Here is a 24,816-nt window from a genome sequence, read left to right on the forward strand (position 1 = left end):
GCGCGTCGGCGTCTAGCGTGTCTTCGGCACCTCGAATGCGGCCACCTCTCCCATATGGTCGGGCGACAGGCTCGGCGCGCGCCGGTCGCGCGAATTCAACCGGAACACGTCGCGGATGTCGTCGATCGAGGTCGAGGAATAGGACTGGATGCAGAGCGCGACCTGTTCGGGCGAGGCGGCGCGCATCATCGCTTCGATGGCCGGACGGTCGAGGCGCGTGTCGTCCCAGTGCGAGACCGCGATGCTGTCTTCCGTGACCTGGTGAGTGGCCAGGTGCGCGGGCGAGCTCGCGACGAAATGGCCATAGAGCAGGTACTCGGAAAACTTCTTCTTGCGGCACAGCGCCAGGGCCCAGTTCAGCCCCGTCGCCGCCTTGATGGCGCCGGTCATCGCGCGCGCGGTGTCCCTGTCCCACACCAGCGCGTTGCCGACATAGTCGTCCGCGGGGAAGGACCGGTCCTTCACGCCGAGGAGCTGATCGACGGTGCGCAGCCACAGGGCGTGCAGCGGCGCATCGGCAGCGATAGCCTTCGGCGTGACGAAGAGCGGCGTCTTCTCACCGCCGGCGTATTGGCCGACGTCGAATTCGCGGAAGAACAGATTGTCTGAGTCCAGGATGCAGACGCGCTGCTCCGGCGCGTTGAGGACGCCGGCGATCTTCAGGATCTGCTGGATGTGCCAGCCGTGCACCGGTGACGAGAGCAGCGAAAGCCAGACGCGCCGGCTGCTGATGAACTGGAGGGCCGGCGGCAGCGCGAAGAGCCATTTCGGCAGGTAACGCGAGGCCGGGACGATGACGCGCTTGTCGGAACCGAACCGCTCGAACAGCGGCACGTCCTCATCGTTAACGAGAACATAATGCCGCGTGTACCCCGAGAGCCAGGTGTCGATGCTCTCGCTGAGCAGCGAAAAGCGCTCGATATCCTTGGCGTAGCTGGCGGTCAGCAGGGCAACGGAATGCATGGGCGCGCTCGAATGGCAGTCAGGCCGCAGTCATAGCCGCGTCAGGGCGCGTTGGATACGTCCATTCGCAATCAAGGTAAAATGAAACGAAGTATTAGCCATCCGCCGGCAGCCCCTGCTCGAGCCTGCGAAAGCGCAGCGGCGCCAATGCGGAGGCGCGCTGCCACCAATCGGCGACGCGGTCGTCGAGCGCGGACACACCTCGGCCCTGGCCGGGAAAGATCCGGATCTGCTGCACCGCCTCGGCCTCAAAACCCCTGCCCTTGCGCGTGATCTTGAGGGCGGCACCTTCGCGGTCGCGCTGCGTCAGCGGCACCAGGAGCCGCCCGCGCGGACGGAGCTGCTCGAGCCAGAGTGGGTGCGGGTGCGTGAAACCAGCGTGCACGATGATGACGTCGGCGGGTTCGCTGATCTTCTCGCATCCATCGCCATGGACCACCTCGACATTGCGATAAGCGCGGAGGTGACCCGCAGCGCGTTTCGCAAACCGCTCGTCGCATTCGATTGCAAGCACCCTGCCCTTTGGGCCGACGATCTTCGACAGCACCGCGGAAAAATAGCCGAGCCCACAGCCGATCTGGACCACCCGGTCCTTCTCCCCGACCTCGAGCACGTCGATGAAGTGCGCCCACAGGCTCGGCAGCCCGGTATCAAGCCTGCGGCGCGCGTCGATCGCGACCAGCACATTGTCGTAGAGATGTACGGGATCGGCGTCCGGCGTCAGCCGATAGCTGCGCGACGTCGCGCTCTTGATGCGCCAGGGTCCCCTTGGCAGAAAACCCTCGCGCGGGACGGTGGCGAGCGCTTCGAGCAGGCGCTTTGAGGCAATCCGCTCGCGCTTTGCGATTGTCTCGGCGTAACGCGCACGCGCTGCGGCAAGATCGCTCATGTCAAGGGTCGACCTGCTCGCGGACGAGCGCGTCCGCACCGAGCTCGTCGACCAGCTGCATCGCCTGCTTCAGGTCCGGCGTGTAGAAACCTTCGCTGAACTTGCCGACGATGGGCACGAGCAGGAGCCTTGCGTGCTCGCGCCTGCCGGCCTGGTGCGACAGCCGCGCGAGGCTGACCGCGGTACGAAGCTCCCAGGACAATGCACCCTGCTTGCGCGCGGTCTCCAGCGACAGGGCGAACATATCCTCGGCCTCCCGCACTGATGCCGGGTCGCCGTCCGACAGCGTGATCTCGCCTTGCAGGCGATAGACTTCGGCGAGGTAGGAGTGATCGCCGGTTCGTCTTGCGGTCGCGAGCGCACCATCCAACGCGCGCAAGGCGGCATCTCGCATCCCGACCTTGGCATAGGCCTCCGCGAGCAGGCAGCGGAACCAGCAGCCGGCGAGCCAGGAATCCATCGCCTCATACTCGTCGAGGCCGAAGCGCATCTGGCTGAGGCCTTCGTCGGCTTCGCCGAGCTGAGCCAGCGCCCAGCCGCGCAGGATCGCCGCCTGCTGCTTCCAGTGCAGGAAATTGTGCTCGGTGGCGATGATCATGGCGCGGTTGGCGTGATCACGCGTGCCCTCGACGTCGCGCAGATGCTGGCAGAGATAGGCGCCGAACATGAGCGCGAAGGCGAGGGTGAAGGGATGGCGGATCTTCTCGGCGTTCGCGATCGCCTGCTCGCTGTGCTGGCGCGCCGCGTCGGGACGGCCGAGGAACCAGAGGAGATAACCGAGATAGGAGAGCGAGACGACGCCGGGATCAATGCCGTGGCGCTCCATCAGATCGGAGTGCAGATCGGGGCGGTAGAGGTTGATGCAGCGGTGCAGGTGATGCTGGGCGGCAGCAAAGCGGCCGCGATAGAGCATGGTCATCGCGATCGCGCGGTGCGCCTCGATCAGATAACCGGTTTGCTGCGACGGCTGCGCCCGCTGGTTCAGCCGCTCGCGCTTGGCGAATCTCAACAATTCGACGCTGAGATCGTGCGCGCGCGTGAGATCGGCGCGGATGAAATGGCACACCCAGAGCCCGCGCGTGGCGGCGAAAGTCTTTTCGTCGTCGTCGAGCTGCTGGCCGAGCTCGAGCGCGCGGATGTAGTTCTCCTCGACCTCCTGCACGGCATAGCCCTTGGCGGCGATCAGCGCGTTGCCAAGTGCGATCCGCAGCTCGAGCTCCATATCGTCGGCGCCCTGCATGCGCGCATTGGCCTGCACGACGCTGAGGCCGCGCCGCAAATGACCGATCGCTTCCAGATTGGCGCCGCTCTTGGCCGCCTGCTTGCCGGCCTTGAGCCAGAAGCTCGCGGCGCCCTCGCTCTGGCCGGATTCGGTCAGGTGATGAGCGAGCAGCTCCGGTTCGCGCTCGGTCTTCTCCGGATACATCTCGGCGAGCACCTGGGCGATCCGGGAATGCAGCTTGCGGCGCTCGCTGTGCAGCAAGCTCGCATGCGCGGCGTTCTGGATCATCACGTGCTTGAAGGAGTAGAGCGCGTCCGGCGGATGGCCGCGGCGCATGATCAGGCCCGCCTGCTCCAGATGATTGAGCGCGGCTTCGATCTGCTCGGCGGGCGTGTTGGCGACTGTGTGCAGCGTCTCGTAGGAAAACTCGCGGCCGATCGTGGCGCCGATCTGTGCGATCCGCTTGAACGGTCCCATCCGGTCCAGACGCGCCATCAGCGAGTCCGTCAGGGTCGCCGGGATCGCGAGCTGCCGCCACGGGCCCGACAGCACGTAGCGCCCATGCCGCTCGGTCAGGAGGTTGGATTCCAGAACCGTCTTGGTCAGCTCTTCCAGGAACAGCGGCACGCCGTCGGTCTTGACGATGATCTCCTCGACGACTTCCTTAGGCAGCTCTCGTCCGGCGACGCGCTCGACCAGAGTCGTGCGCAGCTGCCGGCTCAGACGGTTCAGCACCAGGGTCGTGACATGCGAATGCGCGTTCCAGCTCGGCTGGAATTCGGATCGCGCGGTGATGATGACCAGCATCGGCCGGTTCTGCACCCGGTCGACCAGGAGATCGATCACCTCGCGCGAGGTCGGGTCGATCCAATGCAGGTCCTCGAACACAATCACCAGCGGCATCTCGCGGGCAAGGCCCAGGAAGTGATTGACCAGCGCCGCGACGGTCGCATCCTTCTGCTGCTGCGGCGAAAGGTCGAGCCGCGGATAGCGGTCGCCGGTCGGTATCGACAGCAGCGCGGCAAACAGCGGCGCGACCTGCTCGACGTCGCCATGCGCGGCGGCGATCGCGGTTTCCAGGCTCGCCAGCGACTGCGCGGACGCATCCTCGCGGTCGAGACCGAGAGAGAATTTGAGCTGCTCGACGAACGGATGGAACGCCGTGGAGGTGTAGTAAGGCGAGCACTGAAGCGAGACTTGTCCATGGCGATCGCCGGATATCCGTTCGAAGATTTCCTGGATGATGCGCGACTTGCCGATGCCGGGCTCGCCGAACTTGACGACGACCTGGCCGTCGCCGTCCTTGACCTGCTGCCAGCGCCCCATCAATAGCGCGATCTCCTCCTCGCGGTTGACGAGCGGCGTCAGCCGCGTGCCCATGGCGGCGGCAAACCGGGTCTCCACCCGCGAGGCGCGCATCACGTGCCAGGCTTGCGTCTTCTCGGAGATGCCCTTCAGGTCATGGACGCCGAGATTGCGGTAGTCGAACTTCCCCTTCAGCAGCGCTTGGGTCGAGGCGGAGATCACGACGCCGTTGGGCGGCGCCAGGCCTTGCAGGCGCGCGGCGAGATTGACGGTTTCTCCGACCGCGGAATCGCGCTCCTCGGTGCCCTGCCCAACCAGATCGCCGACCACGACGAGACCGGTCGCGATCCCGATGCGGACGGCGGGCGAGTGGCTGAGCGCACCGCGCGGCTCGGTCGCGCGCGCGCTCGACAGCACTCGCACGATCTCGAGCCCGGCGCGCACCGCGCGCTCGGCGTCGTCCTCATGAGCGGTCGGATAACCGAAATAGACCAGGATACCGTCGCCGACGAAACGGGCGGCAAAGCCCTCGTAATGCTTGACCACGCGGACACAGGTTTCGCGGAAGCCTGCGATCATGTCGCGCACGTCTTCCGGATCGAATTGAACCGAGAGCGAGGTGGAATCCACCATGTCGCAGAACATGGTGGTGAGCTGACGCCGTTCCGCGCCAACCTCCGCCCGCGCTTGCGCAGGCGCCACTGCCGCCGACGGCTCCGCCGTTTCAGCCTGGAATAGCGCCGACATGGCTCGCTGAAGCCGCTTGCGATCACCGAGCGGCAATCCGAGCTCGACTAGATCCGACTCGGTCAGGTCCGCCACGACGTCGAGATCGAGACGGTGCTGCGCGAACAGATCAGTGTAGTGGCCGAGACCGATACCCTCGAGCCAGCGCTTCAGCCCGCCCTCCGTTCCCGTACCCGGCTCGTTCTCCAGCATGGTGATTTCTGACCGACCATCACTCCGTCCTAGGGCTTTGGACCCCTCAACCACAGATTTTGGGGCCCGAACTTCACCTCAGACTGGACGCGTTCCCTAACTCCTGGAAAGAATAGCTCAATCAGATCAAAAGGGAATGGCGTTGTCGGACATTGCATCCGGAGCGAAACGGGAATCGGAAGGCATAGGCGCCGAAACCAGGTCCTTTGCCCATATCGGCGGCGTCCTCGACTTCCATGCGCGGAAGATGCCGGCGGCACCCGGCCTCCTCGCCCCGGGCCGGCCGGCCCTCAGCTACGGCGCACTGGGCGAATTGATCCAGCAACTTGTCCGTACCTTACGTGGGCTCGGCATCGGTCCCGCAGACCGCATCGCCGTCGCGCTGCCGCGCGGCGCCGACAGCGCACTGGCATTGATCGCGGTCGCCTCGAGCGGTGCCTGCGTCCCCATCAATCCCGATCTGACCGCGGACGAGCTGCAGCGCTATTTCAGCGAACTGAAGCTGACGGCTCTCGTGACTCGAGCCGACATGAACTCGGCGAGCCGCGACGTCGCCAAGGCGCTCGACATCGCGGTGATCGATTTCGTGCCAGGGCCGGTGAACGATCTCGCCGGCTGCAAGTTCATCGGGCCGACGATCGGGCCGGCAAATGCCAGCGGCACCTCGCGCGGCGACGACGATGCATTCATCCTGCTGACGTCAGGTACGGCGGCGCGGCCGAAAATGGTGCCGCTGACGCATCGCAATGTGTGCCTATCCGCCCACAATGCGGGCCGCGTGCTGTCGCTCACGTCGCACGATCGTCTGCTCAACGTCCTGCCGCTGTTTCACGCCCATGGTCTGATTTCCGGCCTGCTGACAGCGCTGACCGCAGGCTCCAGCGTGATCTGCACCGACGGTTTCGACGCCTCGTCCTTCTTCAGTTGGATGCGGGAGCTGCAGCCAACCTGGTACACGGCGGTGCCGACCATTCATCGCGCGCTGCTGACGGCGGCGGAAGCTGATCCGGACCGCGTCCGGCCGTCGTCCTTGCGCGTGATCCGTTCGGCCTCCGCCTCGCTGGCGCTGGCGATCCTCGAAGGGCTGGAGGCGACGTTCGGCGTTCCCGTGCTCGAGACCTACGGCATGACCGAGGCGGCCTCGCAGATCGCGGCCAACCCGTTCGAGCTACGCAAGGTCGGATCGGTCGGCCGCGCCGCGGGCCCGGAGATCGCGATTATGGACGAGACGGGCCGCGCTGTCGCGAGCGGCACGCATGGCGAGATCATGCTGCGCGGCCCCAACATGAGCCGCGGCTACTATAATGACGCGGCGGCGACAGAGGCCGCGTTCCGCAACGGCTGGTTCCGGACCGGAGATCTCGGCTATCTCGACGCCGACGGCTACCTCTTCATCGTTGGCCGCATCAAGGACGTCATCAACCGCGGCGGGCAGAAGATCTCGCCGCTGGAGGTGGAAGAGGTCCTGCTCAGCCATCCGGCGGTGCTGGAGGCGGGCGTGTTCGCCGTCCCGCACGAGAAGCTCGGTGAGAACGTTGCGGCCGTCGTGGTGCTGCGACCGAATTCCGAGGCGAGCTCGGAGCAGTTGCGCCAGTTCGCGCGAAAGCGGCTCGCGGCCTACAAGGTGCCGAGCCTGATCCGCAGCGTCACCGCGCTGCCGAAAGGCGCCAGCGGCAAGGTCAAGCGCAATGCGCTGGCCGATCTGATCGCAACAGTAGAGGGCGGCGACGAGGCCCGGCTGCCGCGCAACGCGCTGGAGACCCAGCTCGCCGCGATCTGGGCCGGTCTACTGGAGCTGCCGCAGGTCGGCGCCGATCAGGACGTCTTCGCGCTCGGCGCGGATTCGCTCGCGGTGACGCAGATGCGCTCGCGCCTGCGCGAACGCTTCAACGTCGATTTCTCCTTCGAGGACATTTTCGACTGCGCCACGGTCACAGCTCTTGCGGCCCGGCTCGAGACCGCCGCAAGCCACCGCGAGGCGGCGCCGCCGGCATGGCGCAAGGCCATAGACGCGAACGCGCCGCTGTCGTTCCAGCAGCAGCGGATGTATTTGCTCTCGCGGCTCGATCCGACCAACTACAATTACAATGTCGCCGAAGTCGCGCTTCTCAAGGGCCCGGTCGACGTCGCGGCGCTTTCTGCGGGCCTCGCGGCGATCTGCGTGCGCCACGAGGCGCTGCGCTCGGTTTTCATCGAACGGCAGGGCGAGCCGGCGCAGCTTGTGCTGCAATCGCCACTGCAGTTCGAGCGGATCAAGCTCAAGCCGTGCCCTGCGGACAAGCGGACCGCAGTGATCCGGCGCGAGGCGCTCAAGCTCGCGCAACATCCGTTCGATCTTTCGCACGAACCGCCGCTCAAGGTGACGCTGCTGTCATTCGACAAGACGAGCCACGCGCTGGTGGTCAACGTCCATCACCTCGTCACCGACGGCTGGTCGCAACGGCTGTTCTGGGAAGAGCTTGCCGCCCATTATGCGGCCGCGCACAAGAGGAGCGCCGCCGCGCTGCCGCCACCCGCCTTCCAATATCGCGACTTTGCGCTGTGGCAGCAGAGCTGGGCGCAGACGCCGGCGGCAAAGGAACAGCTCGACTATTGGCGAACGCAGCTCGACGGCGTCACCATGCTGCCACTGCGAACCGACCGGCCGAGGCCGGAGATCTGGAGCGGCCACGGCGCCCGTCACTACCTCGAATTCTCAAAGACTCTGTCGGCCGATCTGCGCACGCTGAGCCAGAACCAGGGCGTCACGCCGTTCATGACGCTGCTCGCCGCGTTCCAATGCCTGCTGTTCCGCCACACCTCGCATGAGGATGTCGCGACGGGATCGCTGATCGCCAATCGCAACCAGATCGAAAGCGAGCGCCTGATCGGGCTGTTCGCCAACACTCTGATCCTGCGTAACGATTTCAGCGGCGATCCGAGCTTCGGCGAGATGTTGCGGCGGGTGCGACAGGTCACGTTGGACGCCTACCGCAACCAGGATCTTCCGATCGAGGAGGTGTTGCGCGCGCTCCAGGTCGCGCGCCGCAGCGACGGCAATCCGCTGTTCCGGATCATGTTCATCCTCCAGAACGCCTCGATCGAGGCGGCGCGCTTCCCGGGCCTCTCGACGCGGCGGCTGGAAGTCGATCCCAAGGTGGCGCGCTTCGACATCACGCTCGAACTCGTCGAGGCCGACGGCCGTTTCACTGGCTTCTTCGAATACGCCACCGATCTGTTCGACGCGGCGACGATCGACGGCATGGCCGCCCAGTTCAAGACCCTGCTCAAGGCGGCCATCGCCAATCCGGAGCAGCGCATCTCGCGCCTGCCGCTGCTGACCGAAGCCGAACGCCGCCAATTGCTGGCGAAAAGCCGGGGCGTGCCGGCCAATTTCACCGTGCGCGGCAATTTGAGCGAACGCTTCGATCGTCAGGTCAGGACGACACCGAACGCTATTGCGGTGTCGGACGGCCGCACGTCCCTGAGCTATCGCGAGCTTGGGCGCCGCAGTCAGGCGGTCGCGCGCTGGCTGGCCCGCGAAGGCGTTGGTGCCGAGAGCGTGGTCGCCTTGCTGGCGGAGCGCGGGCCCGACCTGCTCGCCGCGATGATCGCGGTGCAGCGCGTGGGCGCGGCCTTCCTCAATCTCGATCCCGACCAGCCGACGGCACGGCTCGCGACCATCCTCGGATCGAGCTGCGCCCGCGTGCTGCTGACCGGGCGGGCCCAGTCCGCCATGGTCGAGACGCTGCTCGATCCGCTGGTCGAGCGCATCCATGTGGCCGAGGTCGAAGACGTGATCGCGTTAGAGGCGACCAAGCCGGCCCGCGCCGCACCGCGCGCCGCCGCGAGCCTCGCTTATCTCGTCTATACCTCCGGGTCCTCCGGCACGCCGAAGGGCGTCATGATCGAGCAGCGCGGCCTGTCGAACCATCTGGCCTCGCTCATCTCCGAGCTCGGGCTCACGGCCAGGGACGTGATCGCGCAGACCGCGCCACAGAGTTTCGTCATTTCAGTCTGGCAGTTCCTCGCCGGTCCCATGGTCGGCGCCCGCGTGCATATCTGCGGCAACGCGACCGTGCGGGACCCGATCCTGCTGGCGCAGGAGATCGAGCGCGAAGGCGTCACGGTGCTCGAGATCGTTCCCTCGCTGTTGCGGGTCGTCGTCGAACGGATGAACGAGGCGCAGGTCCAACGCGCCTTTTCCAAGTTGCGGCTGCTGATCTCGACCGGAGAGCCGCTGCCCGTCGATCTCTGCCACGCCTGGTTCGCCCGCTGCCCGAAAGTGCCGCTGATCAACGCCTATGGCGCGTCGGAATGTTCTGACGACGTCTCCCTGCATCGCCTGACCAAGGCGCCGGCAATCGCGACCGGCAACGTTCCGGTCGGCGCGCCGCTGCCGAACACCCAGCTCTACGTGCTCGATGCAAACCTCCAGCCGCAGCCGGTCGGCGTGACCGGCGAGCTCTGCATCGGCGGCGCCGGCGTCGGCCGTGGCTACATCAACGATCCCGCCCAGAGCCGGCAGCGTTTCATGCCCGATCCGTTCACGCGCCGGGCGGGCGCGCGGCTTTACCGGACCGGCGACCTCGCCCGCCGCCGCGCTGATGGCACGATCGAATGCCTCGGCCGCGCCGACCATCAGGTCAAGATCCGTGGCTACCGGATCGAGCTCAAGGAGATCGAGAACGTACTTGCCGAGCATCCGAGTGTGCACGCCGGCATCGTCGAGCCGCGTCGCGAGGCGAGCGGCGATATCAGGCTGGTCGCTCATATCGTCGCAAGGCCCGGCAGCACGAGCAGCGCCAGCGAGCTGCGCGAATTCCTGAAGGGCCGGCTGCCGGGCCATGCCATACCGTCCGCATTCCTGTTCCTCGATCAGGTGCCGCTCAATGCCCACGGCAAGCTCGACCGGTCTGCGCTGCTGGCGCCGGCGCAGCAGGACGTGTCCGGACCGGATGCGGCCGTACCGCCGCGGCGCTTCACCGAAAAGGCGCTCTCCGACATCTGGATCGACCTATTGAAGGTCGAGAGCATCAGTGTGACCGACAATTTCTTCGATCTCGGCGGCCATTCGCTGCTCGCGGGACAGGTGATGGCGCGCGTCGCACGTGCGCTCGGCGTGTCGCTGCCGATCAAGACCATCTTCGAGGCCCCGACGATCGAAGAGCTGGCCCGGCAGGTCGACGCGGCCGTAGCGGCGAAGCCGCGCAAGCCTGCCGCAAGCGGGATAAGGCAAACTGAAACGAGGCTGGCCGACCGCAGTCCTCCGACGCTCTCGATCGCGCAGGATCAGATGCTGCGGATCGAGCAGAACCTGCCGGGGCTGCCGCTGTTCAACCTGCCATTCGCCTTCCGCCTCAACGGCCCACTCGATCGGGACGCTCTGGCGCAGGCGATCGATGATATCGTCCGCCGGCACGAAGCGCTTCGAACCACGTTCAGCTGGAACGGCGAGGGGCCCGTCAGCCACATCGTCGCGCCCGGCACCCTCGGCCGCGTCCTGACCAATGAGGTCATCGGTGATGGTCTTCCCCACAACAACAAGCGACGCAGGGCCCTGGAGCTCAGGAAGATCGATCTCCTGATCGAGCAGGAAACCTATACTCCGATCGACACCACGCGCGCGCCGCTGTTGCGCGCCCGGTTGTTGCGACTCCACGACAACGATCACGTGCTGCTGCTGACGCTGCATCACGCCATCGTCGACGGCTGGTCGATCGGCGTGCTGTTCGAGGAATTGTCGAATCGCTATTCGGCGCTGGCCGGATATCCGTCGGTGCCGCTGCCGAAACGAGTGCCAGCCTTTTCGGACGTCGCGCGCTGGCAGCGCTGGTGGTGCGGCACCGACGCCGCCCGCCGCCAGGCCGCCGACTGGACGGAGAATTTGCGTGGCGCGGCCCCGCTCTTCGATGGCGAATCAAGACCGGGTGCATCCACCGGGCATCATCCGGTGAGCCTCGAGCGTGAGCTGATCGGCCGGCTCACGGCGTTCGCCGGCCGGCATAACGCTACGCTGTTCATGTGCCTTCTCACCGGCCTCAAGGCGCTGCTGCTGTCGCGGACGAGCCGCACCGACATCTCGGTCGCCACCGCCATGGCCAATCGCGCCCAGCCGGACACTGACCGAATCGTCGGCCCGTTCGAGAACACGGTGATCGTCCGCACCAAAATCACGCCGGAGCTGTCGTTCGTGCAAGCCTTGGCGCGGGTGCGCCAGAGCGTGCTGGACGCGCATGCCCGGCAGGAGCTGCCGTTCAACATCCTGGCCGACCATCTCGAGCAGGAAGGGGTAGATCCGGCCTCGCTGCTCCAGGTCTACTTCACCTTGCAAAATCCACTGCGCCAGCCGCTCGATCTGCCTGATCTCGCGACAGAATCGATCGGCAACATCGCTCGCGAGGGCCAGCCGGTGCTGCCGATCGACCAGACCTGGCTGTCACTGATGCTCAAGGAACGCCCGACCGGAATCACTGGTTCATGCAATTACAAGCGGGAGCTGTTAGACGGCCGCATGGTCGGCGCCTGGATGGAGGATCTCGTCGCGTTGCTGGCGGCGGCGATCGCGGAGCCCAGCGTGCCTCTCGGCAAATTGCTCGACCGCAGAGCAGCCTGATTTCAAGCCGGAGGAAAACGCCGGCTCGTCGAAGCTGTGAATGATCCAGTTGCATCTTGATTATTTGGCGCCACCGCGCAAGATTGTTCGCGGGCTTTGATTTGCACGATTATTTTCAACCGGGGAAATGTTATGGGTTTCATCAAATTTACGAAGAAGACCTCGCTCAGCGAGGAGGACCGCAAGGCACTGCGAGAGCTGCTCAACTTCGAGAAAGACAAGCTCAAGGTCGCGCTGAAGGATGTCGACGACAGCCTTAAGGCTCTGCGCGGGGCCAAGAAGAAATCCAGGAAGAAGAAAAAGTAAGCGTCGGCCGGGGACGCCGCGCGATTGTTTAAAAATCGACCGCTCGCCTGTCGAGTTGGGGTCTCGCACAAGCTTGCGTCTGTAAACCGGCCAGCAATCGACAAGGATTCGCCCGAGTGGACCGCTAGAAGCGGTCTGCTCAATTGATTCTTGCGTCCCGCGCCGGGGGATTCCCTCCCGCCTGACGCCAAAGGCCTCATTGATGGCAGACGACGGAATTGAACTGTTTGTCGGACTGATCGAGACCATCGACACGCCAGGTGCGATCGATGCGTGCCGACGCCTGCTTTCGGCCGACGAGCGGATCCGCGCCGACCGTTTCATGTTCGAGCGGCATCGCCGGCAATATATTTTCGCGCACGCCATGCTGCGCATGGCGCTGTCGCAGGTCGCCTCCAACGTTGCGCCCTCCGACTGGTCCTTTGCGGCCGGCCGCTATGGGCGGCCGTTTGTCGCAGCGCCCAAGACCTCGACCGCGCTGCATTTCAGCCTGTCACATGCCGACGGCTGCGTCGCCTGCGTCGTGTCGCGGCATGAGGCCGTCGGCGTCGACGTCGAAACCGTATCCCGGCGCGTCGCGCCGTTATCCACCGCGCTTCGCTTCTTTGCCCCGGAGGAAGTCGAAGTCTTGCGCGGACTGCCCGAGCCCGACGCGATCGAGCGCTTCTTCGACTATTGGACGCTCAAGGAAGCCTACCTGAAGGCCAGGGGTTTTGGGCTCAATCTGCCGCTCGATGCATTCGCAATGCAGGTGTCACGCGCGGGCATCGAGATCAGCTTCAAGCCCGATATCGCCGACGATCCGCATGGATGGCGCTTCTCGCTGTGCTCGCCATCGCCCTCACATCGCCTCGCGATCGCCGACGGCTCCCGTGCGGACGGCGGCCTTCCCATCAGCCGCAATGCCTGGCCGCTCCAGGAAGCGGCTGAATGACGACCTCGCGGCTGCGCGTCTGTCGATGCAATGACGCGTTTTCCGGCCTCTACCCGCATCCGCCTTCGCCAAGGCTTCTGGCAAGGGCGGCAAGAGGCGGAGATCACCGCGCCTCTTCGAACCCTGCCAGCACCGAGGTCAGGTTCGCGCCCAAAATATCCGAGAGGTAGCCGCCCTCCTGCACGAATACGGTTGGCAGGCCCATTTTCGCGATGGCCTGGCCGATGCGGCGGAAGCCCGGCGTGGTGACGGCCAGTCCCTTCAGCGGGTCGTGCTCGGAGGCATCGAGACCGAGCGCGATGACGAGGGCGCCAGGCGCAAAGGACTCGATCGCCTTGCGCGCGACGTCCAGCGCCTGGATGTAGCCGTCATCGCCGGTGCCGATGGCCAAGGGAATGTTGAGATTGGTGCCGAGGCCGGGGCCCTCGCCACGCTCATGAGCATAGCCCCACACGAACGGATAATACGCAATCGGATCGGCATGGATCGAGATCGTGTAGACGTCCGGTCGCGCATAGAAGATGCCCTGCGTGCCGTTGCCGTGATGGACGTCGACGTCGAGGATCACGACTCGCTCGTGCTTCTGCCGCAGATGAGCCGCCGCGATCGCGCTGTTGTTGAGGAAGCAGAAGCCGCCCGCCATGTCGCGATAGGCGTGATGGCCCGGCGGACGGCAGAGCGCATAGGTCGCATCCTCGCCGTCCATCACCATCTGCGCCGCCGTGACTGCGACGTCGGTCGCGGCACAGGTGGCCGCCCACGTGCCTGGCCCGATCGGCGCGGCGGTGTCGGCGGTGTGCCAGCCGAGCTTGCCGACGATGTGGGTGGGATAGGTCGCGGCGTGGCGCACCGGATGGATGTTGCCGATCATCTCCGGGCCGGAATCGCCGAGCGCCGTCCAGGCATCCCAGGCTTCGCTCAGGAACGACAGATATTCCGGGCTGTGGATGCGCGCGCGGGGGCCCTGCCCGAATTTCGTCGGCTCGACCAGTTGATGCTTGCCATCCTTCAATCCCTTGAGCAGACGGTCGGCGCGCTCGGGCTGTTCGGTGGTGCGCTTGACGACACCGCGAACCAGGAAGAATTGCGGATCATGGCTGCGATGAAGTTCGGTATGAACGGCTTTCACTCAAACACTCCGTGGGTCGCATGCTCTTTGATGTGCCGCAGAGTCTTGATCTCCGCGGCGGCCAGATGCAAGCAAGAAGAATGCCGCCCCTGTCGCGTTGCCCTGCGCTGAAGGCAGATCGCACGTGATGCTCAGCAACGCCCGCGCTGAAGACAGTGCTCGCGGCCCTGCTGGTCGGTCCGGAAGGCCTCGATGAAGCCGCCCTGGCGCTGCGTGACGAAGACGGTCTTGCCGTCGCCACCGCCGAAGGCGAGATTGGTCGGCTCCTTGGCCCTCAGCGCGATCTCGCGCTCGACCGCGCCGTTGGGCTTCATCAACGCGATCGTGCCCTTGAGAATGCGCGCCACATACAGCCGACCGGTGACATCGGTGCGCAGGCCGTCGATGGTGTCGGGCTGGAACGACTTGACGAGCTTGGCGTCGAGGAGGTCGTTGCCCCGGATGCCATAGGACCAGATCTGGCCGCTGCTGGATTCGCCGACATAGAGCGTCTTGCCGTCAGGACTGAGATCGATGCCGTTGGTAGTGCCCATCGCGCGCGGCGCCGCCATGACCTGGCCCTGCACCGATCCGTCCGCTGCCTTCGCGATGCGCCAGATGTGCCCCTCGCGGCCCTTCCAGTTCGGATCGCTCGCATAGATCGTGCCGTCGCGCGCGATCGTGATGTCGTTGGGCTGGTTCATCTCGTCGGAGTGAAACCAGAGGGACGGCTCTGTCGCTCCCTTCGGAATCGTGAAGACGTTGTGCTTCTTGTAGTCGGCAATGAACATGGTGCCGTTCCGATCGAAACGGATGGCATTGCCGACGCTGCCTTCGGGCAGCATCGTGAACGGCTCCGACGCTGCCCCGCCGGCTGGCAGCCTGCCGATGGTGCCTTGCTTGCCGAGATTGACCACGAAGAGGTTGCCGTCGAGGTCGGCGGCAGGCCCCTCGATGCCGAAGGTGTATTCGCCCGTCGGCGTCACCTGCGCGCTTTCAAACAGCTTGGTCTCGGCAGCGGCCGGCAGCGTCGCGACGAGCAAAATGCTACTGCACAGGCACCAGAAATTCCTGCCGGATGTAATAGCCATCGTCGTCGGTGCACTCGCCGTTCAGATAGGGATCGGCCGGCCGGAAGAATCGGCTGAAGCCGGGTTTGTCTACAGCGCTCCTTTGTGTCACGACCACGACCTTGGCGGCCGGTATTTCGCCGCATTCCTTGTTGGTCTTGCCAAAGAACTTGCGCTGCGGCGGACCGGGCTTGATCCGCATCCGCGTGCCCGGAACCATTTTCGCAACGAGCAGGTCCGCGATGTCGAGCAGCCGCGTGTAACCCGGCTCGCTCTTCGGCAGGCCCTCGCCGCCCGGCGGCATCAGCTTCTCCGCACCGAGACCGCGCAGCCGCGTGCGCAGCTTGCCGGCGTCGGGATCGCCCGGATAGATCCAGCCGTCCTGTGACAGCATGAAACGGAGCACGGCTCCGTCCTTGTCCGCATCCGATTGTCCCGGCTTCAGGCCGAAATCCGAGTGGCATCCGACGCAATGCTTCTCGACGAGGCCCTTGCGCAGCGTCGTGAGCCGGACGCTGTTCTGTGCGTCTCTCACCACGAATGCCGCGAGCTGGTCGATCATCGCCTGGCTGCGGATGTCGCAGGGTAGCGGCGCCGGCGCGTCGCCTGTGGCGCGATCGATGCGGATCACGGTCTTGTTCTTGTCCTCGACCAGCCAGATCGCGCCGTCTTCCGCCACCGTCATGCCGACCGGGGCGCCGTGCGGCCGCGCGCCGTTGACGCGGTGCCAGCCTGAAATCAGCTCCTCGAACGGCGCGGCGGCGACTTCGCCGGCATCGGTCAGGAAGCTGAGGGTCGGGTCCGCGGCGCAACTGACGTGATAGTGCACCGGCGCCGGGACAGGCTTTGGGAAGCCGTGGTCGTCGACGTCATAGATGAGGACGCGGCTGCCGGTCGGGCGATAGCCGTGCAGACTGACCAGCAGCTTGCCCTCCAGCTCCGGGAATTTTGTGCCGTGATAATAGAGCATCGCGAGCGGCGCACCGTGCGGCGGCATCAGCGAGAGCGGCGGCTTGTAAAGCGCATTCGCGGTGCAGAGCGATTTGTAGACCCCGGACTGCAGGACGCCCCTGAATTCCGGGCTCGGCGTCGACACATCGTAACAATAGGGCCAGCCATAATGCCTGCCTTGCTCGATCGCGTTGATCTCCTCGTTTGGCTTGAAGATGTCTGGCAGGTCGCGGCCGTTCTCGCCTTGCAGGAAGGCGTAGCCGGTATCGGGAAAGTTCGGATGCAGCGCCAGCGCCATCGAGTTGCGCAAGCCCCGCGCATAGACGGTGTGCGGCGGATCGGGATCGTTCGGCTGCAGCGCCGGGAAGACGCCACCCGCAGGCGGCGTGTACAGCCAGATCGATGCCATCGCGGACGCGCCCTCGGCGGCCGCGCAAGGCTTCGTGATCGGTGCCGGCGTGATGCAGTCGTCGCTATGTGAGCCGATATTGACGAACAGCCGCCCGCTCCTGTCAAAGACAAACTGCTTGAGCGGATGCGCGCTTTCGTCGAGCCTGGTGCCGTCGGGCAGACTGATCCGTCGGCCGGGCATGCGACGGATGATGGTCTCGACCGTGCCGCGCGGATTGTCCGCAAGCGGATCGAACCGGAAGATCGTCTCTGCGGTCGAGGCATAGAGCTTCCTGTCGGGGCCGATCACCAGGCCGAACGGATACTCGACGCCGGTCAGCAATTCCCTCAACCGCTGGCCTTGGGGCGCGCGCGGGTCGAGCAGCAGCAGCCGTCCGTCGGTATGGCCCCAGCCGCCCATGTCGGCCACCACGAACAGGTCACGGCCCGGCACTTGGATGATCGCGCGCGGGAATTTCAGGCGGTCGTCCTCGCTGGCGACGAGGCCGGCGCAAAAGCCTGCCTTCATGTCGATCTGGATCCTGGGAAAAGCGAGATCGCCGCTGCCGCAGTTGTCCGTGCCGATCGCATAGCCGCCTCTCCTGGCGAACTCGGACGATGCCCCGGGGGCAAGACCAAGCAGGAGCGCGACGAAGGCGGCTGCACACACGCGCAGGCTCCGGCGCTCCACGCAGATTGTCAGATGTTTCACTGCCGCCTCCCCCGACTTTCGTCGGAGGTTGTTCCATGCCGCCGAAGCGCGGTCCAGCTGATCATCACCCGCCTGTGATTAAACCTGTAACGACCTCGGAGGCGACCAATCTCCGTAAATTCCCTTACCGGGTTCGACCCGAATGTTTCGCGAATGCCTCGGGTGGTATCAGTTTGCCATCCCAATCGCTCCCTACAGGAGGCGTATATGGTCCAGGTCTATTTTCACTGCTCCAATACCGAGGGCACACTGATCGATCGCTACGGCGCCGCCGTCTCCAATCTCACCGAGGCCCGCGACCGCGCCGCCCAGATCATGCGGTCGATGATCTTGACGCCGAGCAACGAGGATTGGCGCGACTGGGTGATCCATGTCAGCGACGACGATGGCGAGGAGATTTTCGATCTCCCCTTCACGGCCATGCTCGGCAAGCCGCATTGAGGTGATGCCATGCTGCTCGCTCCCTTGACCCTGCTCCGCCACCCCCTGAGCTTCGTCGCCACCAAATGGCAGACCTTGATGAGGGTCGCAGGCGATCCTTACCGCCCCGAGCTTCATTACATGCGCGGCCCTGGCCCGAAATGGCGCGCCAAATATCAGGCGAGCCGGCTGACCCGCCCACTCTGAGCGCTCCGGCTCGTCGCTTTCCCATTGATCTGCGTCGTCATGGCCGGGCCTGTCCCGGCCATCCACGTTTTTGGAGCACCCGCGGAAGATATGGATGCCGGGGACTAGCCTGGTCGCGACGAACCAGTATCCTCCCATCCCGCGCCTGTTTCACACCAGCCATGTCGTGCCCGCTTTCGATGTTCTCGTTGGCGGCAATGTGCCATTGTCCGCGGGCTTCGCCAATTGCGGAGCCTCGACGTCAACGCAGCAAAGCCACGACAAACATCAAGACGACATCATGCCTCACCAGTTCAGCCGCGCTCAACAGATCCGCAAACCCGCAGTCAGAACCAAGAGCGGCATCGTCGCCGCGCAATCGCGCCGGGCCGCCGAGGTTGGCGCAGAGGTGCTGGCGGCGGGCGGTGACTGCGTCGACGCCATCGTCGCGACGACGTTTGCGCTGAACGTGCTGGAGCCCTGGATGAGCGGCATGGGCGGCGGCGGCGCGATGGTGCTCTACCGCGCCAAGGACAATCGCTACGAGGTGATCGACTACGGCATGTGCGCGCCGCAGAGCCTGCGCGTAACCGATTATCCGATCACGGGCGAAGGCGCGGCCTCCGACCTGTTCCCCTGGCCGCGGGTGAAGGATGATCGCAACATTCACGGGCCTGGCTCGATCGCGGTGCCCGGCGTCGTCGCCGGCATGGAGGAAGCGCATCGCCGCCACGCCAGGATGACTTGGAAAGATCTGGTCGTGCCCGCCGCGACAATCGCGGACGAAGGCCTGCTGGTCGATTGGTGGACGACGCTGATGATCGCGAGCACGGCCGCCGACCTCAGGCGCTATCCCGCCAGCGCGGAGATATTCCTGAAGGATGGCCTGCCGCCGAATGCGCCCTGGGGCATCAAGGCCGAGACGCGGCTGCCGCAGGACAAGCTGAAGGCGACGCTGGCCCATCTCGCCGCGGCCGGCCCCCGCGATTTCTATGAGGGCGATCTCGCCAAGAGCATCGCTTCCGACATCAAGGCCGATGGCGGTTCGCTGTCGGTGGAGGATCTCGCCGCGTTCCGCAGCCACCTGCGCGAGCCGCTCGCGATCCCCTATCGCGGCGGCAAGGTGTTTGCGACGCCGGAGCTGACGGCAGGGCCGACGATGGCGCATGCGCTACGCCTGTTGCAGCAGAACCTGAAGCCGGGCACCGCGCCGGATGCGGCCGCCTACGCTGAATACGCGCTCGCTTTGCAATCGGCCTACCGCCAGCGGCTGGGCGACATGGGCGATGCCGACGGCAAGCGCTCGCTCGGGGCGGAATATCTGGCGCCGGCCTGCACCACGCATTTCTCTGTGGTCGACCGTCACGGCAACATGGCCGCGGTGACCCAGACGCTGCTCTCCACCTTCGGCTCGAAATACGTGACGCCGCACTCCGGCATCCCCATGAACAACGGCATCATGTGGTTCGATCCGACGCCTGCTACCACCAACTCGCTCGCCCCTGGCAAGCGTTGTCTCACCAACTACACGCCCGTCATCGCCGAGACGAAGGACGGCAGGCGCCTCGCGGTCGGCGCCTCCGGCGGCCGCCGTATCCTGCCGGCGGTGATGCAGCTCGTGTCCTTTGCGATGGATTTCGGCATGGACCTCGATGCCGCCATCCACCAGCCGCGCATCGACGCCAGCGAAGGCGCGGTCGTGATCGGCGATGCCCGCCTGCCCGCGGACGCGCGCAAGACGCTGGCGGCGCGGTTCGACTATGAGGAGACGCAGGTGCAGGCACTGCCGATGAAGTTCGCCTGCCCGAGCGTGGTGATGCGCCAGGGCGACACGAATTCGGGCGCGGTCGAGATTTTCCAACCGTGGGCCGAAGCGGTGGTGGAAGGCTGAGCGCACGGATCGATGCGAGCTTGTGCCAGCGCTCGTTGAGCCGTCGCGCGATTGCGAATCTCCGCGAGCGTCATGACTCCCCCACATTCGCAGGGAACTTACCCACCCGCCGTTCGTTCAGTGAACGGACAAGTGCGCTCGCCCCAGTGGAGGACATGATGAAGAAACTTGCGCTCGCCGCGTCGCTGATGGTTGCGGCCGGCCTCACATTTGCCGGCCCTGCGCTGGCCAAGGGTGGGCATGGACATGGGCACGGCTACGGTCGTGGCCACGCGATGGGCTATCATTACCATGGCACGCCGCCGGGATGGTACCACGGGCGCAAGGTTGGCTGGCGCGGCATGGGCTGTCCGCCCGGCCTGTGGAAACAGGGCCGCTGCTGAACATTGGATCGAGCAAGGCGCTGCCTCGGCAGCGCCCTTTCTATATCCCTAACCGATCTCTCACCCGACCCGCGATCACCGCTGTAGTCACCCCGATCGGCCAGAACGCGTGCATCGGCATCGGCTTGATGCCCATGATCGGCATATCGATCTCCACCTTCGGCCCGCCGATCAGCCGGCGCGCCAGCTGCGCCCCCATCGCGGTGGAGAGCGCAACGCCGCGGCCGTTGCAGCCGAGCGAGATCAGCATGTTCTCCGCGGGCTCATGCACATGCGGATAATGATCCCCGGTGATCGCGAGCCGGCTGTTCCAGCCATGCGTCCAGGCGATGCCCTTGAGCTGCGGCCATAGCCGCTCGGCGTAACGCATGAGGTAGGCGACGTCGTTGGGCGACTTGATCCAGCGCATCGGGCCGCGGCCGCCCATCAACAGGCGGTTCTGCTGATCGATGCGGTAATAGACCGTGATGTGGCCGCTCTCGTAGAGCACGGGACGCGTCGGCATGATCGCGCGCGCGATAGCGTCCGAGAGCGGCGCGGTGGCGGCGATCGAGGAAAACACCGGAACGATGGTGCGGCGAAGTGCGGGCCAGAGATCGTCGGTGAAGCCATTGGTGGCGAGCAGGACTTTTTCGGCATGCACGATCGCGCGCGGCGTCTCGATGCGCCAACGTGTGCCCTCGCGGCGCAGCGACAGCGCCGGCGTCTCGCCAAAAACCTTCGCACCGGCGGAGATCGCGGCGCGCGCGAGGCCACGGGCGTAGCTGAGGGGATGCAGATCGCCACCACGCGTGTCCAGCATGGCGCCAATATAGCGGTCGGTGCCGGTCATCTCGCGCACCTGCTCGCGATTCAAGAATGACACCGGCATGCCGCGGCGGATGCATTGCTGCGCGGTGTTTTCGATCGCGGCGCCGCTAGCCTCGTTATAGGCCGCGCGCAGCGTGCCGTTCTGCCGCGCCTCGCAGGGAATCTGGTAACGGCGGATCAGTTCGTGGGTGAAGTTGGTGCTGCCGTAGGAGAACTCGATCATGCGGCGGCCGAGATCTGCGCCGAAATCGGCCTCGATCTGATCGGGATCGTGCTTCAGTCCGGGATTGGTGTGGCCACCATTGTTGCCGGACGCGCCCCAGCCGGGCTCCTGCGCCTCCAGCACCAGCGCCTCGACGCCCTGCTCGGCCAGGTGCAACGCCGTGGACAGGCCGGTGTAGCCGCCGCCGACGATCGCGACGGAGACGGTCTTGTCGACGTCGAGCGGCGGCGTGGCGACCGGCGCGACGGCGGTGTCGGCGTAGAGCGAGGGCGGCAGAGGCAGGCGCGTGGTCATGGCAAAGACCGATCAGAGCGGATGCAGCACACGGCGCAGAAAGTCCTGGGTGCGCGGATGCTGGGGTTGGTTGAGCAGCGCCTTGGCCGGCCCCTGCTCGACGATGACGCCGCCGTCGATGAACAGCACGCGATCGGCGACGTCGCGGGCAAAGCCCATCTCGTGGGTGACGACGACCATGGTCATACCATCATCGGCAAGCTTGCGCATGACGCCGAGGACGTCGCCGACGAGCTCGGGATCGAGCGCCGAGGTCGGCTCGTCGAACAGGATGGCCTTGGGCTGCATCGCGAGCGCACGCGCGATGGCGACGCGCTGCTGCTGGCCGCCCGAGAGTTGCGGCGGATGCGCGTCGGCTTTCTCGGCGAGCCCGACCTGGGCGAGCAGCGCGCGGCCGCGCTCCAGCGCCTGCGCACGCGGCTCCTTCTTCACATAGAGCGGTCCCTCGACCACGTTCTCGAGCGCCGTGCGATGCGGGAACAGGTTGAAGCGCTGGAACACCATCGAGACCTGGGTGCGGATCGCCACGATCGACGGTGCATCGCGATCGACCTTCAGACCTTCGACACTGATCTCGCCGCGGTCGTAGCTCTCCAGCCCGTTGATGCAGCGCAGGATTGTGGACTTGCCCGAGCCGGACGGGCCGATGATGCAAACCACCTCGCCTTTTTGCACCGACGCATTGATGCCCTTGAGCACCTCGACCTTGCCAAAGCTCTTGTGGACGTCGTTCAGCTCGATCATCGCTTGCCGGCCCGCTTCTCGAAGTGACGGACCAGCAGGATCAGCGGGATGCTCATGGTGAGGTACATCAGCGCAACAAGGGTGAACACGCTGGTGTTCTTGAAGGTCGAGGACGCGATCAATTTGCCTTGCAGCGCGAGCTCGGCGACCGTGATGGTGGAGGCCTGCGACGAATCCTTCAGCATCATGATCATGACGTTGCCGTAAGGAGGCAGCACGATGCGAACGGCCTGCGGCAGCACCACGCGGCGCATGGTGAGCCACCAGCCCATGCCGATCGTCTGCGCCGCCTCGATCTGGCCCTTGTCGATCGCCTCGATGCCGGCACGGAAATTTTCCGCCTGATAGGCCGAATAGGCGATGCCGAGACCGAGGATCGCGGCCTGCAACGCCGACAGCGTGACGCCGAGATCGGGCATCACGAAATAGAGATAGAACAACAACACGATGATCGGGATGCCCCGGATCACGTTGATCAGGCTGGCGCTGAGCATCGACAGCACCTTGATGCCGGAGACCCGCATCATCGCCCAGACGAGGCCGAGCACCGTCGAGAGCAGCAGCGAGCCGACCGTGACGATGATCGTCAGCGCGACGCCGTTCGACAGGATCGGGAAGAACTCGACGGCGTCGCGCCAGAAGCCTTTCATCGGGCAGCCTTCATCGATCAGCCTCCTCTAATGCTCAGCCTTGTGCCTTCAGGCCCCATTTATCGAGGATCTTGGCGATGGTGCCATTGGCCTTGAGCTTCGCCAGCGAGGCATTGATCTTGCCGAGCAGCGCGGTCTCGCCCTTGCGAACGCCGATGCCGACCGAGCCGACAGTGACGGGCTTGTAGCCGTCGACGAGGCGCACCTCGGGGAAGCCGCCCTGCTTCAGATTGTAGGCGAGGATCGGATAGTCGGCGTAGCCAGCCTTGAGGCGGCCGGTGTTCACGTCGCGCAATATGTCGGGGATGGTGTCGTAGGCCTTGACCTCGGCGAACAGGCCGGACTTCTTCAGCGCATCGACGAAGGCGGTGCCGACCTGGGCACCGACCGTCTCGCCCTTCAGGTCGTCCTGCGTGGCATAGGCCTTGGTGTCGCTCTTCGGCACGACGAGGCCTTCGCCGTAAGTGTAGATCGGGTCGGAGAAGTCGACGACTTCCTTCCGCGGCGGCGTGATGAACATCGCGGCGGCGATGATGTCGATCTTGCTCGAGGTCAGCGACGGGATCAGCGCCGAGAACTGCATCGGCTCGATCTGCACGTTGAAGCCGGCGTCCTTGCCGATCTCGGTGACGAGATCGACCATGATGCCCTGGATGGCGTTGGTCTTGGTGTCGAGGAAGGTGAAGGGAATGCCCGTCGGTGTCGAGCCGACTTTCAGCACCTGTTGCGCCGAAGCCGGCACCACGGCTGCAATTGCGAGTGCCGCGATCGCGGCCAGACCAAAACGCTTCATCGCATCCCCCTTTGGGTCTGGCCGATGGCGGCGCTGGCGCGTGTCATGGGATCAGACGTTGCGGGCCAGACCGTTTCGGCCTATTTTCACCAATATGAAAATTTGGTCACACTTTCGCCGATCGCGCAAGCGGTTTTCATGCACATGAAGGAAGCGATCTGACGTGAGCGGTGGCAAAAGAATGCGCAAACCGGCCGCGAGGCCGGCGAAGAAGCTGAAGGCCAAAGCCAGGACCAAGGCTGTCACCAAACCCGCAGAGCCCGCGATGGACGTCGCGGTCGGCCGCCGCATCAGGGATCTCCGGCGCGTCAGGCAGTTTTCGCTGGAAACGGTCGCGGCGCGTACCTCTCTGTCGATCGGGTTCCTCAGCCAGATCGAGCGCGGCCTGTCATCACCCTCGCTGCGTGTGCTGGCGACGCTGGCCGACGTGTTCGGCGTCGGCATCGCCGCGCTGTTCGGCGCGAGCCCGAGCGCTGACGGCGGATCCGACCAGGTCGTGACCCGTGGGCTTGAGCGCCCCGAGCTGAAGCTCTGGCGCACCGGCGTATCAAAGCAATTGCTGAGCCCGGCGAGCGCCGACAACAAGCTCAATCTGTTCCTGGTGCATCTGGAGCCCGGCGGCTCCACCGGCGACGAACTCTACACCCATGACGGCGAAGAGGCCGGCCTCGTGCTCGAAGGCGAGATGATGCTGACGGTGGACAGCGAAACATGGTCGCTGAAGAGCGGTGACAGTTTTAGGTTTGCGAGCCGGCGGCCGCACCGGTTTTCCAATCCGGCGCAGGATGCCAAGACGGTGGTGCTGTGGGTGAATTGCGTGACGGGGGCGTAAGCTTCCCTCCTTCCACGCGCACATTCTCAGCTCCGTCATCCTGAGGCGCGAGTGGCGCGATGCAATAGCATCGCGCCGGGAGCCTCGAAGGATGCACGGCCCAGATGCAGCCGGGCCGTCGCCCTTCGAGGCTCGCTCAGCGGCGCTGTTGCGCCGCCGCGCTCACGCCGCAGGGTGACGATGATAGATTAAGGACGCGCTGCCTC

Annotated in this window: 19 protein-coding genes; 9 read left to right on the forward strand and 10 right to left on the reverse strand. The window is 65.3% G+C overall.

All coding sequences use genetic code 11. The features are described from left to right. Window positions 1-12: 12 nt before the first annotated feature. The 3 genes from XH85_RS36990 to XH85_RS37000 form a co-directional block, all read right to left on the reverse strand. The gene (locus tag XH85_RS36990) at window positions 13-963 is read right to left on the reverse strand and encodes a DUF6492 family protein (RefSeq protein WP_128935863.1); all 951 of its coding nucleotides are present in this window, start codon (window positions 961-963) and stop codon (window positions 13-15) included. Window positions 964-1,057: 94 nt separating this feature from the next. Next, entirely contained in the window at window positions 1,058-1,852 is a 795-nt protein-coding gene (locus XH85_RS36995) for a protein-L-isoaspartate O-methyltransferase family protein (protein ID WP_128935864.1), read from the reverse strand. Window position 1,853: 1 nt separating this feature from the next. Beyond that, the gene (locus XH85_RS37000; RefSeq protein ID WP_128935865.1) at window positions 1,854-5,318 is read right to left on the reverse strand and encodes an ATP-binding protein; all 3,465 of its coding nucleotides are present in this window, start codon (window positions 5,316-5,318) and stop codon (window positions 1,854-1,856) included. 136 nt (window positions 5,319-5,454) lie between these two features. Between XH85_RS37000 and XH85_RS37005 the strand changes: the two genes are divergently transcribed. The 3 genes from XH85_RS37005 (at window position 5,455) to XH85_RS37010 (ending at window position 13,153) form a co-directional block, all read left to right on the forward strand. Next, complete coding sequence (locus XH85_RS37005) at window positions 5,455-11,913, forward strand: non-ribosomal peptide synthetase (RefSeq protein WP_128935866.1); 6,459 nt, start codon at window positions 5,455-5,457, stop codon at window positions 11,911-11,913. 132 nt (window positions 11,914-12,045) lie between these two features. Next, complete coding sequence (locus XH85_RS45575) at window positions 12,046-12,219, forward strand: hypothetical protein (RefSeq protein ID WP_164934413.1); 174 nt, start codon at window positions 12,046-12,048, stop codon at window positions 12,217-12,219. A 202-nt stretch (window positions 12,220-12,421) separates the two neighbouring features. Then, window positions 12,422-13,153 (forward strand): 4'-phosphopantetheinyl transferase family protein, encoded by a 732-nt coding sequence (locus tag XH85_RS37010; RefSeq protein ID WP_128935867.1) that lies wholly within the window; start codon window positions 12,422-12,424, stop codon window positions 13,151-13,153. A gap of 103 nt (window positions 13,154-13,256) precedes the next feature. Here XH85_RS37010 and XH85_RS37015 read toward each other — a convergent pair whose 3' ends face one another. From XH85_RS37015 to XH85_RS37025, 3 genes are all read right to left on the reverse strand, one after another. Next, window positions 13,257-14,282 carry a histone deacetylase family protein gene (locus tag XH85_RS37015; RefSeq protein WP_128935868.1) on the reverse strand — a complete coding sequence of 342 codons (1,026 nt, stop codon included), beginning with the start codon at window positions 14,280-14,282 and terminating at the stop codon, window positions 13,257-13,259. Between the two features lie 131 nt (window positions 14,283-14,413). After that, on the reverse strand, window positions 14,414-15,352 hold the full coding sequence (locus XH85_RS37020) for an SMP-30/gluconolactonase/LRE family protein (protein WP_128935869.1): 939 nt from the start codon (window positions 15,350-15,352) through the stop codon (window positions 14,414-14,416). Then, on the reverse strand, window positions 15,309-17,384 hold the full coding sequence (locus XH85_RS37025) for a PQQ-dependent sugar dehydrogenase (RefSeq protein ID WP_128935870.1): 2,076 nt from the start codon (window positions 17,382-17,384) through the stop codon (window positions 15,309-15,311). Before XH85_RS37025 ends, XH85_RS37020 begins: the two co-directional genes overlap by 44 nt. Window positions 17,385-17,591: 207 nt before the next feature. Here XH85_RS37025 and XH85_RS37030 point away from each other — a divergent pair, with 207 nt between their 5' ends. The 4 genes from XH85_RS37030 (at window position 17,592) to XH85_RS45585 (ending at window position 20,264) form a co-directional block, all read left to right on the forward strand. After that, window positions 17,592-17,825, forward strand: a complete 234-nt coding sequence (locus tag XH85_RS37030; RefSeq protein ID WP_091884042.1) for a DUF6894 family protein — start codon at window positions 17,592-17,594, stop codon at window positions 17,823-17,825. Between the two features lie 9 nt (window positions 17,826-17,834). After that, entirely contained in the window at window positions 17,835-18,011 is a 177-nt protein-coding gene (locus tag XH85_RS45580; protein ID WP_164934414.1) for a hypothetical protein, read from the forward strand. Between the two features lie 280 nt (window positions 18,012-18,291). After that, window positions 18,292-19,881, forward strand: coding sequence for a gamma-glutamyltransferase (locus XH85_RS37035; protein WP_128937559.1), 1,590 nt, complete (start codon window positions 18,292-18,294; stop codon window positions 19,879-19,881). Between the two features lie 155 nt (window positions 19,882-20,036). Continuing rightward, a complete protein-coding gene (locus XH85_RS45585) occupies window positions 20,037-20,264 on the forward strand; it encodes a hypothetical protein (protein WP_164939331.1) in 228 nt (75 codons plus the stop codon). A 40-nt stretch (window positions 20,265-20,304) separates the two neighbouring features. Here the strand turns inward: XH85_RS45585 and XH85_RS37045 are convergent, their stop codons facing one another. Genes XH85_RS37045 through XH85_RS37060 form a run of 4 tightly spaced genes read right to left on the reverse strand, consistent with a single transcriptional unit; the run spans window position 20,305 to window position 23,778 of the window. Continuing rightward, on the reverse strand, window positions 20,305-21,591 hold the full coding sequence (locus XH85_RS37045; protein ID WP_128935872.1) for an NAD(P)/FAD-dependent oxidoreductase: 1,287 nt from the start codon (window positions 21,589-21,591) through the stop codon (window positions 20,305-20,307). A 12-nt stretch (window positions 21,592-21,603) separates the two neighbouring features. Continuing rightward, entirely contained in the window at window positions 21,604-22,335 is a 732-nt protein-coding gene (locus XH85_RS37050; RefSeq protein ID WP_128935873.1) for an amino acid ABC transporter ATP-binding protein, read from the reverse strand. After that, the gene (locus tag XH85_RS37055; RefSeq protein ID WP_128935874.1) at window positions 22,332-22,985 is read right to left on the reverse strand and encodes an amino acid ABC transporter permease; all 654 of its coding nucleotides are present in this window, start codon (window positions 22,983-22,985) and stop codon (window positions 22,332-22,334) included. Before XH85_RS37055 ends, XH85_RS37050 begins: the two co-directional genes overlap by 4 nt. Window positions 22,986-23,019: 34 nt before the next feature. Next, window positions 23,020-23,778, reverse strand: a complete 759-nt coding sequence (locus XH85_RS37060; RefSeq protein ID WP_128935875.1) for an ABC transporter substrate-binding protein — start codon at window positions 23,776-23,778, stop codon at window positions 23,020-23,022. Between the two features lie 24 nt (window positions 23,779-23,802). On the opposite strand from XH85_RS37060, the gene XH85_RS45590 reads away from it, so the two are divergent. Continuing rightward, window positions 23,803-23,940 carry a hypothetical protein gene (locus XH85_RS45590; RefSeq protein WP_164939330.1) on the forward strand — a complete coding sequence of 46 codons (138 nt, stop codon included), beginning with the start codon at window positions 23,803-23,805 and terminating at the stop codon, window positions 23,938-23,940. Window positions 23,941-23,959: 19 nt separating this feature from the next. After that, window positions 23,960-24,610 carry a helix-turn-helix domain-containing protein gene (locus XH85_RS37065; protein WP_164939329.1) on the forward strand — a complete coding sequence of 217 codons (651 nt, stop codon included), beginning with the start codon at window positions 23,960-23,962 and terminating at the stop codon, window positions 24,608-24,610. Window positions 24,611-24,816: the final 206 nt, after the last annotated feature.

Source organism: Bradyrhizobium zhanjiangense, from assembly GCF_004114935.1.
Classification (GTDB): domain Bacteria; phylum Pseudomonadota; class Alphaproteobacteria; order Rhizobiales; family Xanthobacteraceae; genus Bradyrhizobium; species Bradyrhizobium zhanjiangense.